Origin of the sequence: Colwellia sp., from assembly GCF_013215345.1 — a bacterium.
Classification (GTDB): Bacteria; Pseudomonadota; Gammaproteobacteria; order Enterobacterales; family Alteromonadaceae; genus Colwellia.
The window spans coordinates 41,004-54,365 of sequence record NZ_JABSOV010000019.1; the positions used below are offsets into that span (position 1 = coordinate 41,004).

At 38.8% G+C, this 13,362-nt stretch carries 10 protein-coding genes; 5 read left to right on the forward strand and 5 right to left on the reverse strand.

Annotated elements, in window-relative coordinates; genetic code table 11:
• Positions 1–5: 5 nt before the first annotated feature.
• Positions 6–2,474 (reverse strand): prolyl oligopeptidase family serine peptidase, encoded by a 2,469-nt coding sequence (locus HRT50_RS04250; protein ID WP_291611675.1) that lies wholly within the window; start codon positions 2,472–2,474, stop codon positions 6–8.
• A gap of 255 nt (positions 2,475–2,729) precedes the next feature.
• Here HRT50_RS04250 and HRT50_RS04255 point away from each other — a divergent pair, with 255 nt between their 5' ends.
• A complete protein-coding gene (locus tag HRT50_RS04255; protein WP_291611677.1) occupies positions 2,730–3,209 on the forward strand; it encodes a YchJ family metal-binding protein in 480 nt (159 codons plus the stop codon).
• A gap of 184 nt (positions 3,210–3,393) precedes the next feature.
• Here HRT50_RS04255 and HRT50_RS04260 read toward each other — a convergent pair whose 3' ends face one another.
• The 3 genes from HRT50_RS04260 to HRT50_RS04270 all read right to left on the reverse strand — a co-directional run bounded on the left by HRT50_RS04260 (position 3,394) and on the right by HRT50_RS04270 (position 6,703).
• Positions 3,394–4,044: a VC2046/SO_2500 family protein gene (locus tag HRT50_RS04260; protein WP_291611679.1), complete on the reverse strand. Its 651-nt coding sequence runs from the start codon at positions 4,042–4,044 to the stop codon at positions 3,394–3,396.
• A 217-nt stretch (positions 4,045–4,261) separates the two neighbouring features.
• A complete protein-coding gene (locus tag HRT50_RS04265) occupies positions 4,262–5,551 on the reverse strand; it encodes an ATP-binding protein (protein ID WP_291611681.1) in 1,290 nt (429 codons plus the stop codon).
• Positions 5,552–5,986: 435 nt separating this feature from the next.
• A complete protein-coding gene (locus tag HRT50_RS04270) occupies positions 5,987–6,703 on the reverse strand; it encodes a response regulator (protein WP_291611683.1) in 717 nt (238 codons plus the stop codon).
• 294 nt (positions 6,704–6,997) lie between these two features.
• Here HRT50_RS04270 and xthA point away from each other — a divergent pair, with 294 nt between their 5' ends.
• Complete coding sequence (xthA, locus tag HRT50_RS04275; protein WP_291611685.1) at positions 6,998–7,804, forward strand: exodeoxyribonuclease III; 807 nt, start codon at positions 6,998–7,000, stop codon at positions 7,802–7,804.
• Between the two features lie 12 nt (positions 7,805–7,816).
• Positions 7,817–8,659: a 23S rRNA (guanine(745)-N(1))-methyltransferase gene (rlmA, locus tag HRT50_RS04280; RefSeq protein WP_291611687.1), complete on the forward strand. Its 843-nt coding sequence runs from the start codon at positions 7,817–7,819 to the stop codon at positions 8,657–8,659.
• Between the two features lie 126 nt (positions 8,660–8,785).
• On the opposite strand, the gene HRT50_RS04285 is transcribed toward rlmA, so the two are convergent.
• Positions 8,786–9,334 (reverse strand): DUF412 family protein, encoded by a 549-nt coding sequence (locus tag HRT50_RS04285; RefSeq protein ID WP_291611689.1) that lies wholly within the window; start codon positions 9,332–9,334, stop codon positions 8,786–8,788.
• Between the two features lie 224 nt (positions 9,335–9,558).
• On the opposite strand from HRT50_RS04285, the gene HRT50_RS04290 reads away from it, so the two are divergent.
• Both HRT50_RS04290 and pta read left to right on the forward strand, forming a co-directional pair.
• The gene (locus tag HRT50_RS04290; RefSeq protein ID WP_291611691.1) at positions 9,559–10,797 is read left to right on the forward strand and encodes an acetate/propionate family kinase; all 1,239 of its coding nucleotides are present in this window, start codon (positions 9,559–9,561) and stop codon (positions 10,795–10,797) included.
• A gap of 33 nt (positions 10,798–10,830) precedes the next feature.
• Positions 10,831–12,951, forward strand: a complete 2,121-nt coding sequence (pta, locus tag HRT50_RS04295) for a phosphate acetyltransferase (RefSeq protein ID WP_291611693.1) — start codon at positions 10,831–10,833, stop codon at positions 12,949–12,951.
• Positions 12,952–13,362: the final 411 nt, after the last annotated feature.

The window sequence follows — 13,362 nt, forward strand, 5'->3', positions numbered from 1 at the left end:
AAAGTCTATAAAGTGTTTTCAAATAACTTATAAATACGGCGGTATTCATCTAACCAAGAGCTAGGTTGAACAAAGCCATGTGGCTCAACTGGGTAAATAGCCGTTTCAAAATTTTCTTTCTCCAGCTCAATCAAGCGCTGTACTAAACGTACTGTATCTTCAAAAAAGACATTATCATCAACCATAGGCGCATTGATTAGCAATGGCTTATTAAGGCCTTCAGCAAAGTATATCGGTGAACTACGTTCATAGGCGATAGCATCATCTTCTGGCGTATTTAAAATATTCGAAGTATAACCATGATTATAATAAGCCCAATCAGATACTAAGCGAATTGCAGCCCCTGAAGCAAACAAATCAGGGTCGGTAAATAGCGACATTAGCGTTAAGAAACCACCGTAAGAGCCACCATAAGTGCCAACTCGATCGGCATCAACATTGGCATTTTCAATAAGCCAATTAACACCATCGCGCATATCTTCTACTTCAGGTTTTCCCATGTGACGGTATATCGCTGTACGCCAATCTCTGCCGTAACCTGCTGAAGCGCGGTAATCCATATCAATGACCACATAACCTTGTTGTACTAACATGGAGTGGAACATATATTCACGGAAATAACCTGACCAACCTAAGTGAGAGTTTTGTAAGTATCCTGCACCATGAGTGAACATAACAGCACGATTTTTAGTCGCAGTTTTATCAAAGTTTTGAGGTAAATATACTTTTGAGTAAATTGGCTCTTTTTGCTTACTTGAAGGAATAGCAACAACCGTAGGTGCAGCCCAAGGCATAGCTAAAAACGCTTTTGACACAGTATGAGTAATTCTTGTCGCCGCATCAGTACCTTTTACGCTATCTAAGCTTTTTACATACAGCTCTGGCGGCATAGTTACCGTTGAATGCTCAATTAACAATTTTGATTCATCAGGGCTGATTGCGTAAGAATTTTTACCACCTAAATCAGTCAATGCCGTTAGCTTTTTAGCTAAATTCACTTGGTATATTTCATAGATACCTGGGTGTTTTTTATTGGCTTTAAAGATGAAACGTTGGTTATCTTTAGTAGGCGTAACATTACTTACTTCAAACTTACCAGCGGTTAATTTAACTGCCTTAGTATTTAAGCCTTTAAGGTATAAATGAGAGTAGCCCGACTCTTCTGATAAATAATAAAGACTGGCTTTATTATCAATATTTACCCAACCAAACTCATTAAAACTCCAGTTAATCCAAGCATCGTCACGTAGTTTATGTTGTGTCATCAGCTCGTTATCGTCAAAGTTAACCGTGGTTAACCAACGCGTTTTGTTGTCCCACGCTTCTAACATAACAGCTAGATGTTGACCGTCATTGCTCCACTTAATTGGATTGTACATTTGCAGTACATGAATGTTACGAGCTTTTTTCTCTGACTGGTATTTTTTACCTTCACGAGCATAATTTTCCGCTTTAACACTTGCTAAAACATCTTCATCAAAACCCGGTAAGCTGCTATAGCTTAAAGCTTGTTGAGTACCTGTGACTAAATCAAGTATAAAAAGTTGCTCATGATATTGTCTGTTGTTAGCTACGCGAGCACGTACTTTTTCAGCCGCAATAACACCATCTTTAGTGATGTAATTTGGCATTATATCGGTTTTATCACGGCTCGATTTTTCCGAGGTAATGCTTACTAATAACTTATCACCCGCTGGTGAAAGGCTAGTATGAGCTATTCGATTATCTTTACCAAAATAAAATTTACTGTCATTAACCGAGGCATTTTCAGCAGCTAAGCGCTGTTGTTTCGATTGTTTTAATTTACTGTTGCGGTGCCCTAAAGCAATATAGTCAATTAACTTATGCTGCTCTTTAGCTAAATAACTTTTTGGCTCTGTTACGCCAGCAGGTTTAGCTGACATCTGCAGATTGGCCAATTCTTTAATTTGACCTGTTTGTAAATTATGGGCATAAAAAACGTTACCAACTTGGTAAGCAATATCGCCATTAGTCAAAAAGAGTGCTTTTCGTTCCGTGTTTGAGGTGAACGTAAGCTGTTTTACCGTGCTAGTAGCAAGTGTTTTTACAAAAACATCACCGTTGAAAGTATAAACTTTATGTGTGCGCGCTTGATTGAATAAGGCACTTTTATCGGCAACTTTATGTTTATTCGCCAAAGCTACTTGGGCCGTTTCATTACTATTAGCCAGGTCCAGCGAATACAAATCTCGTAATGGATTACCTAATTGCTTTTGCTGATAATAAACAGTGTTACTATCATCGCCCCAATACCATGACTCTGGTGCACGACCAAACCAATCTGGGTCTGCCATAACTTGTTCTAGAGTAATGATGTCTGTTGCTTGGGCATTAGTGGCAACAGCGCCTTGAACTTTCTCTGGCGCACTGGTGTTAACTTGCTCATTAAGCTGCGTATTGGTACAAGCGGCTAATGACAAACTAAGTGCTGCGGCAATGAGTTGTATTTTCATAAAATAAATTCTTTTGTTAAGTTCTTTTGTTAAAGAATGAATGGAGAGTGCCAAGTTAACGCTCACCTTGACTGCTCTGCTCTTATATTAAAATAAATTAAATTAAGTGAAGTTAGGTGAAGTTAAATTAAGTTTGCTATAACCCGCTATCCTAATCGAAAAGCTATAAAAAGGGTAAAATAAAACGACCAATACCGCTTTATCTGCGTTAAAATAAAGCGGTTTACATATACTCTCATCATTGGACACTTTGTTATGCTTTGCCCTTGCGGTTCAACCTTATTATTTAATACTTGTTGCCAACTTTTTATTACCCAGAAACAACAAGCCAACACTCCCGAACAATTGATGCGCTCTCGCTTCAGTGCCTACGCAATAAAAGACGGTCAATATGTTTTTGACACTTATGGTGCAGCTCAACGGATAAAGCAGTCGGTGTCTGAGATTCAACTTTGGGCCGATGAATGCCAGTGGTTAGCATTGGTAATACATGAAAGTGGTGCAAACACAGTAGAGTTTTCAGCCTATTATGTCGTTGATAATACCTTATGTGAATTACGAGAAAAGTCTAACTTTGCCTTGGAAGAAAACAAGTGGCGCTATATTGATGGTGAAATCACTGTGCATAACGAGATTGCCAATATTAAACGTAATGAATTATGCCCATGTAATCGCTATCCCACCGCTTGGTCGGCTAAAAAAGGCAAGAAGTTTAAACATTGCTGTGCTAAATAGTGGCGCTGTGATTAGGGATGGTGACATTACTGTGCATAACGAGATTGCCAATATTAAACGTAATGAAATATGCCCATGTAACAATTACCCAACCGCTTGGTCGGCTAAAAAAGCTAAAAAGTTTAAACATTGCTGTGCTAAGAAATAAGCAAGAAAATGACAATAGAGATGAATTAATAAAGTACTAGTTAAGCAGAGGTGCTTTAACTAAAGACTGCTGAATGCTATCTAACCATGCCTTAGCATTAAAAGTCAGTGGCTTGCTAAGGGGTTTATCCGCATCGATACTCGAGCCTAACTGAACTTGGCTTGCCGCCTCGCTAATTTGCTTGTGTTTAAGCTGAGTAAACAAACTGGTATTTTGCAGCACTTGCGATTCAATATGATTTTTGTCATCACGAAAAGCTAAAGGTTTAGCTTTCATCGCGTTAGATAAATGTATATTCGCTAAATCGTTATCAACAATAGATTGCCCTTGGTTGAATTGCTTAACATCATCTAGTTTTGACAGTGCTAAGGGGGCTTGCTCTGCTAGGTTAAATTGTTTTCTCAAAGCTATATTAGTAACGTCTACCGTTGCTGGCTCTGTTGCTTGTGGCAATAAAAATTGGCTTTGCTCGCGGACATCATCGGTTAACATAGCCAGCATCAAAGTAAAATCAGCACGACGAGTTTCGCCAACACTTTCATTAAGCTGCTCACCTAGTTGCAACTCATGCAGTAAGACATTAGCGGATGAAAAGTCAGTGGCTAATTGCTCAGCACTACTCTTGCTCGCTTCAGTACCTACTGCGAAGTTATTTGTTGTTAACTGTAGTGATAGCTCTACGGCCAATGCGCTATTCTCTTATTTATCTATACCTTGATAAATAAGTTATCGGCTAAAGGTAAAAAATATTTAGCCGATAAGGCAATAAATTTACAATTATTTATTGCCTTACTTTATTGACCATAATTTTGATTAATAACAATCAAAAATAACAAGGAATAATAATCATCACGCTTGATGCACTCTTGATTAGCTATTCTCCTTCCTGCTTGTTAAAACTCAGTTAACGCATGGGCTTGATTGGCCAAGAAAGGGTAAATGACGCTCCTCCTAGCTCACTATCGCCGATAGTCGCTTGACCTTGATGCCACTCCATAATACGGGCAACAATCGCTAAACCTAAACCAAAACCACCAGTCTCTCGGTTTCTTGACTGATCGCCACGTGAAAAAGCATCAAAAATGACTTTCTTGAATTCATCAGAAACACCATCACCATTATCTTCAACACAAATTTTGCATTGCTCATTTTCTAATGACAAAGTAACTCTCACTTTATCGTTACCATATTTAATGGCATTACTGACAAAATTATTAACTGCTCTATCGATAAAATGGCCATCACAACAAACAAGGTTATCCGGCAGTTTATTAATAAATTCTATTGAGCTAACAAACTGATCATGACTAGCAATTTGTAACTTCACTAATTCATTCAGGTCAATACGAGTAAAGTTCAGATCAGGTTTGTCGTTATCAAAAGCCGCATAAATAAGCATTTCATTGATAAGCTCTTCCAATTCACAGACATCATTACTAATTTGTTGCTGGTACTTCGCTCTTTTTCCATCATCTTTAATTGTATCAAGCATCTGTAGGGCAAATTTAGTTCGCGCTAAAGGCGTTCTTAATTCATGGGATACGGCATTGGTTAATTCCTTATGGGCTTCAATTAGCCGCCGAATACGAGCTGCCATCATATTAAACGAGGAAATCATCGGCGCTATCATGGTTGATTTTGCCGCAGGCGCCTTACTATCAAAATTACCTTGACCAAAGGCACGGGTCGCCTTTTTAAGCTGCTCTAAATCACGTGACATTGGCCACAACCAAATAAAGATAACCACACCAAAGGTAGCAAGTATCAAAACCCGGTAAGTTGCTTTTAATCTTGGCCTAGTGGGCATTTTTGCCCGTTCTAAAGTAATAACAGAGTCAGACCCTTTAATTAAGTAGTGTAGGGTAACACTGCCACCCGAATAATAAATATGAGTATTGGAGTGTTTTAAGGCATTATGGTCGGTATGATCAATAGCTTCTACTTCTGCCAATGTCATTAATTTCAATGGTAATTCCCAACGTTTTCCAGCGCCCGAAATAATCTCTTCCCACTCATCTTCATCATGCTTTTGCGTATAATCACCTAACGCCATCAACATGGTTTTATAACCGGTATAAGACTCAATATCTTGCTCAAGATAGGAAGTCCAAGCCTCATCAAGGGCCCAAGAAAAAATAATGAAAGTAGAAATAATAAAAAAATAAAGATTGAAAAATGAACGTCCGAGTTTCATCAAAGTACCTTTTTAACAAATGAAGAATATATACCCGTTACCATTCAAGATGCATGTTTCAGAGTGCTTGAGCAATTTCAATTCAAGGCATATCAATGTAGCCATGGTTATTCAGGAGAATATGCTCCTGCATTCTCTTCTAAGCTACATCCATGTAGCGCCATTTCAAATTGATGTAACGATGAAGTGATGTTGCTCAAGCGCTTCTGCGATGGGTTTAAAATGACTTTATACGGCGTTAAAGAACAAAAATATAGACTGACTATGTTTACGTTCTTCTCCTTGACTAAAGTCTTTTAAATTCCCACTGAAATCGAGCACTTTGAATGGTAACGGGTATAAAGCTTAAAAAAAGGCTTTGGAACTATGGGTAAGTAAACAAAGCCTTGATATATAGGGTCACCATAGCCTCACAGTGACATAACTAACTGAGGGCTAGCTCCATGCATCTGGAACAAATAAATAACCTTGGCCCCAAATAGTCTTAATTCTAAACGGTGTATCAGTACTGTCATGTAATTTTTTACGTAAGCGAGAGATACGAACATCGACACTTCTGTCTAAACCATCATATTCACGGCCAATTACCGCTTTATAAATATAATCACGGTTTTGTACTTCACCAGCTTTACTTGACAACAACCATAATAAATCAAACTCTTGGCTCGTTAAGTCAATATTTTCATCGTGTAAAGTCACTTTACGTGAGGCTTTATTGATATATAAACTACCACAGTTAATTTCACCTTTCTCTTCACTTTGATTAGGTAAATCGCCGCGACGTAATAAGGCGTTAACACGTGCTAATAATACACGTGGTTCAACTGGCTTGATCACGTAATCATCAGCACCAATTTCTAAACCTAACACTTGGTCAAAATCAGTACTTTTTGCTGTTAACATAAGTACTGGGCCATTAAATTCTGGGCGTAAATCACGACAAACACCAAAGCCATCTTTACCGGGTAACATTACATCTAAAATAATAAGGTCAGGTGAAAACAGTTTTACTCGTTTAGCAACAGTGTCACCACGAAACTCTTGCTTTACATGAAAGCCTTCATTAGTTAAGAAATCAGTGACTAAGTCGGACAATTGACGATCGTCTTCAACTAATAATATTTTTTTTACGTTTGAATTACTATCTGGCATGTTCATTTCCTTATTTATTACGTGCTATTTATTTTATAAATAAATAGCATTACGAATAACGGTACTTATAACTGTATTAACAGTTTTCTATGTTGTGTTGCTCATTTAGGGTTAGCTTAAACAAGTTATTACGGTTAAACAATAGCTTCTACCAGTTGTTACGTTTAAATTACATTTTATAACAGGGAGTGGAAAATAAAACTTGCGAGACGATAAATAAACACGCAAGATCATCAGCTTAATTTACCAAGCAATACATGTCGATATTGTTCGCTAAAAGTCATTAGGAATTCTATGAAAATCATCTCTTTTAATATTAACGGCCTTCGTGCTCGTCTTCACCAATTGCAAGCGATTATAGATAAACATCAACCCGATATTATTGGCTTACAAGAAATCAAAGTTCATGATGAAGTATTCCCTCTAGAAGCGGTTGAAGCCATGGGTTACCACGTATATTTTCATGGCCAGAAAGCACATTATGGTGTTGCTATGTTATGTAAAAAAGCAGCAGATAGCGTCCAGCGCGGTTTCCCTACTGATGACGATGAAGCACAACGTAGAATGATAATGGTAACAACGACCAATGATAAAGGTGAAAAAGTTACTGTATTAAATGGCTATTTCCCTCAAGGTGAAAACATTAGCCATGAGACTAAATACCCGTACAAGCGTAAGTTCTACCAAGATTTAATGCACTACCTTAACGAAAATCACACCAATGATGAAAATGTCATCGTGATGGGCGATATCAATATTTCCCCTCTTGATCTTGATATAGGTATTGGCGAAGTGAACCGTAAACGTTGGTTGAAAAGCGGTAAATGTTCTTTCCAACTAGAAGAGCGTCAATGGTTAACTACTTTAATGGACTGGGGCTTTATTGATACTTTCCGCCAATTACACCCTGAAAAAACAGAGCGTTACTCTTGGTTTGATTATCGCTCACGTGGCTTTGATGACAATCGCGGCCTTCGTATAGATGTGGTATTAGCTACAAAAGATATGGCAGCGCAATGTATTGAAGCTGATATTGATTATGAATTACGTGGCATTGAAAAACCTTCAGATCATGCACCTATTTGGTCAACATTTTCATAAGGTTCACTATTGATGAGTACTGAAAGTCTAGTCCCGAATTTAATCACGAATATAGCCCAATACCGCTGCCCACTGTGCCTAAAAGCGTTATTACTTGTTGATAAGAGCTACCGTTGTGAAAATAAACATAGCTTTGATCAAGCCAAGCAAGGCTATGTTAATTTATTACCGGTTCAGTTTAAGCACTCAAAAGAGCCCGGCGATAACAAAGCCATGGTACAAGCTAGACGAGCCTTTTTAGATAAAGGCTATTACCAGCCTTTAATTGACAGTATGTTAGCGCTCTATAAAAAGTATGGCGATAAAACAGCAGCAGTTTTTGATGCCGGTTGTGGTGAAGGCTTTTATACTCATCAGCATAAAACTGAGTTAAATAAGGTCTACGGCGTCGATATTGCCAAAGAAACCGTAAAGATTGCGGCGAAGCGCTATCAAGATTGCTTTTTTAGCGTGGCAACGCTGTCTGACCTGCCTTTTAAGGATGAACATTTCGGCTGGCTTTATAGTGTTTACGCACCCATTTTAGAAAATGAGTTTACCCGTATTTTGCAAAATGAAGGCTATTTATTGACGGTTACCCCTGCTGATAATCATTTATTTGAACTTAAATCGCTGATCTATCGCCAAGCGAATAAACATGACACGTCCAAGCTAGCCATTGAGCAATTAACCTTGGTTGAAGAACAGCGCTTAAACTACCCGATGAACTTCACCAATAGTGACGATGTGCTGAACTTATTAGCAATGACGCCCTTTGCCTTTAAAGCCAGTGAAGAGTTGATTAGCGAATTAAAGCAACAAAAAGAGTTCAGCTGCCAAGCGGACTTTGTCCTACGTTTGTATCAAAAGAAATGATATTCAGAATAAATAATAGTCAAAAGAAAGGGTAGTAAAAAATAGATAAGTCTGGGTAGCTCACATTATGGCTACCCGCCTTACGGCAACATACTTTTTCCGCAACAATAAACAAAGTAACGAGAGTTACTTTGTAGTCGCGAAAGTTAATTGTAAAAGTTGCGCAAGGTCGATATAACGTGGTTTATACGTTGCTAACTTCGCAATAGCATTTTTATTACTGTGACTATAGCTATGACCATTATTTCGGTCATTGCTATGATCAGAACTATGCTCACCTTGCTCAGAAAATTGTTTTTTCCCCTGCTGTTTTACCTTCTCTAAGCCACTGTGATACCAAGAAGCCAGCGATGGTGGTAACAACTTATCGGCTTTAACACCTGAAAGAACTAAGGCTTGTACCGGCATACTTATTAAAAATAAGCCATAGACCAGTGCTTGCGGCAATGCATTTATAGCATTCTTTATCGAGCCTTGGCCCATCGGATATCCAGAAGCGACATAAAGCTGCATAATTACAGTAAACATGGCTAAAGCAGGAAAGTATCGACAAACAAAGCGGGCACTTTGTACTCCTCGATAATCTTCGAAATACAGGGTTAATTCTGGCTTGTCAGGCCAAAGGGATAAGTATTTTTTACCCAATTTAATGAGTTGTACAACAGAGATATTCATAACACTACTATAGCAGCTAGTGCTTATAAGCAACAGTTAGAAATGTAACTAACAGATTATTGCGAATAGAAACAATTAACTTCCACAAATACAGATTTTTATTGCCTTGCATCAAGATTTTTAAGCAACTCCAGCGCTATAATAAGAACACTGTTATTGTTCTATATAATTATTGTTACATGTAATCATTTAATATTTATTCACTTTTTTAAAAGACAACAGACATGACTCAACAAAAAACGCATAACAAAGCCGCGGTTAAAGCAGATGCCATTTTAGTAATCAACTGTGGCAGCTCTTCTGTTAAATTTTCTTTAATAAGGCCATTAAGTGGCGAAACATTATTATCAGGCTTAGCTGAATGTTTACTCAGCTCAGCAGCTGAAATCACCATCAAGCACCATGGGAAAAAACAATCCTATAAACTAACCGCGCCTTTTAATCACCAAGCCGCATTGGCTGTCTTAGTAGAACAATTACAGCAATCGAACTTAGTGAAAGATATCAGCGCAATTGGCCATAGAGTAGTACATGGTGGTGAGCAGTATTCAGAGCCGACATTACTTAACCCACAGGTAGAACAAGCGATTGGCGAGTTGGCAAAACTCGCGCCCTTGCATAATCCAGCCAACCTTAACGGCATTAAAGCGTGCCAGCAAGCTTTTGCCGACTTACCGCAAGTCGCAGTATTTGACACGGCGTTTCATCAAAGTATGCCAGAGAAAGCTTATATCTATGGCCTGCCCTATTCTCTGTACAAGGAACATGGCATAAGGCGTTATGGCTTTCACGGTACTAGCCATTACTTTGTTGCGAAGCAAGCAGCAAAGTATTTAAACAAACCACTAGAGCAATGTAACTTGATCAGTGCTCACTTAGGCAATGGTTGTAGTGTTGCTGTCATTAAAAACGGCGAAAGTGTTGATACCAGTATGGGGATGACACCTGGCGAAGGTGTGTTGATGGGCACCCGTTGTGGCGATATCGATGCCGGCATTATCTTCCATCTAGTCGATAATTTAGGTTACTCGATTAATGAGGTTGATAAATTAGTTAATAAAGAAAGTGGTTTATTGGGTGTTTCAGGGCTAAGCAATGATTGCCGCACTTTAGAAGACGCCATGCTAACGGATAATAATGCCCAAGCTAAATTAGCAATGACAGTTTTTTGTTACCGTATTGCTAAGAGCATTGCCTCTTATAGTGCCAGTTTAACGCAACTAGACGGTCTTATTTTTACCGGCGGTATTGGTGAAAACTCAACTTGGGTACGTACTGAAATCGTTAAACAGCTAGGCTTATTAAACTTTTCTTTAGATGAAGAAAAGAACCAAGCTACACGTTTTGGCGCCTCAGGTAATATTGCAGATAAAAACTCAAGATCATGTTGGGTTATTGCCACCAACGAAGAGTGGGTAATAGCCGAGCAATCAGCTCAATTACTAGCAAATGCAGCTAAGTAGATGCTAAAAATAAAGATTAAATAGGATTAAATTATGCCACATAGAATTATGTTAATCCCTGTTGGCTCAGGTGTAGGGCTAACCAGTGTATCGCTAGGTTTATTGCATGCTTGTCAGCAAAAAGGCATTAAAGTCGGACACTTCAAACCCATTAGCCAACCTTCGCGCAATAGCTTAGCTAAAAAAAATAAAACCATTGATGCCATTAGTTTATCGCAAAATAGCACCAGCCTATCCCTTAGTTATGTCGAAGATAAAATGGGCGACGGTCTGCGCGATATAGTGTTAGAAGAAATTGTCGCCAACTTTGATGCCTTTAAAAAAGATCACGACGTTGTCATTATTGAGGGCTTAGTACCTACACCAAGACAACCTTATGCTGGTCGTATTAACCGTGATGTCGCCCAAGCACTTGGTGCCAACATCGTTTTGGTTGCTAGCCCAGGTAATGACAGCCCAGAAGAATTTGAAGACCGACTTGAAGTCACTGCTGAAACTTATGGTGGTATCAAAAACAAACACCTTATTGGGTGTGTTATCAATAAACTAAACTGCCCAGATCAAGATGAATACGGCATATTGCCGAAAGAAGAAGAGATAGAAAGTGATTTTAAACTAAAGGACTGGTTAGATTTAGCCATTTTTAAAGACAGACACTTTGATTTACTCGGCACTATAATGTGGGACATAGACCTCATCGCGCCGCGCATCTGTGACATTAGTAACTACCTTGATGCCAAAGTCCTAAATCACGGTGATATGGCACATCGTCGTTTTCGCAGCGTTGCTTTTTGTGCTCGTACCGTATCAAATTTAGTCAGCTACTTAGTCCCCGGTCGACTTATTGTTACCCCTGGCGATCGCACCGACATTATTATTGCTACCTGTTTATCGGCATTAAATGGTACTAAATTAGGCGGCATGATATTAACTAATGGTTTTGAGCCATCAAAGCAAGTTTGGGAATTATGCAAGCAAGCGCTAGAAGCCGGTTTACCTGTGTTATCTGTACCGTGGGACACTTGGCAAACATCACGTCATATCATGAGTTTTAACCCAGAAATACCACAAGATGATGTCCAACGCCAAGATAAAGTTAAGCAACATGTCGCCGATAATTTAAGTAGTGATTGGCTAGAAAACCTAACCTCGAAAAACCATAGTTATAATTTATTATCACCGCCGGCTTTTAGGCATAAATTAACCGAACTTGCTCGCAAGGCCAACAAACTAATCGTCTTACCTGAGGGTACCGATATACGCACCATTAAAGCGGCAGCAATTTGCTGTGAGCGTAACATTGCTCGATGCCAACTTATTGGTAACAGGGAAGAAATACTACAGATTGCTGAACATCAAGGCATTAACCTACCTGATAATTTATTAATAACAGATCCCGACTCTATTAGAGATAACTATGTTGGCCCTATGGTTGAATTACGTAAAAACAAAGGCTTAACCGATGTTGTTGCGCAAGAAAACCTCAAAGATAATGTTGTTTTAGCTACTATGATGTTACAACTTGGTCAAGTTGATGGCCTAGTTTCAGGAGCAGTTAATACCACCGCTAACACCATAAGACCCGCGTTACAATTAATTAAAACCGCACCAAATAGCTCTTTGGTTTCATCGGTGTTCTTTATGTTACTGCCAGATCAAGTACTAGTTTATGGTGACTGTGCCATTAACCCTGAGCCTAATGCTGAGCAGTTAGCGGATATTGCCATTCAATCTGCAGACTCAGCAAAAGCATTTGATATAGAACCCAGAGTTGCCATGATCAGTTACAGTACCGGCCGTTCAGGCCATGGCGCTGATGTAGAAAAAGTCGCCAAGGCAACTGAAATAGCCAAGGCCAAGCGACCTGATCTTATTATTGATGGTCCACTCCAGTATGATGCCGCCATTATGGAGAATGTAGCTAAGAAAAAAGCGCCAAACAGTCCTGTAGCGGGTAAAGCGACAGTGTTTATCTTCCCTGACTTAAATACCGGTAATACTACTTATAAAGCGGTACAGCGCTCTGCTGACTTATTAAGCATAGGCCCTATGCTACAAGGAATGAATAAGCCCGTTAATGATCTGTCACGCGGTGCCTTAGTCGATGATATTGTTTATACCATTGCCCTAACAGCAATACAGGCGACACAATAACGTTAGCCACCTTTTTATAGCCTGTTAAAAAGTGTTCATTTAAAGGTTTCAAGTGCGGTTAAAGTGACTTTTAACCAGTTTAACCGCATTAAAATGTTAACTTTACCAATAAAAGGATCCAACAGGCTCTTTTGATCACTTATCCAATTTATTAGTATTCAACACCTAACTAGTCAAAAAATGAGCTACTCGTTTTATCCTTATATTTCAATGGCAAAGGTAGTTACTACAGGATTACTCACAATTCTATCCACAGGTTTTGTGGATAGAATATTTCAAGATAACTATTAATAATCGCCTCAGACAACCTAGTAAAGCTTTCGTAAATAGCCGTTTTATATAAATTTCAGTTAAAGCTTTACATTTTCAAACACGGCTAGCGATAGCGCCTATAGTCATCTTGGACATTTA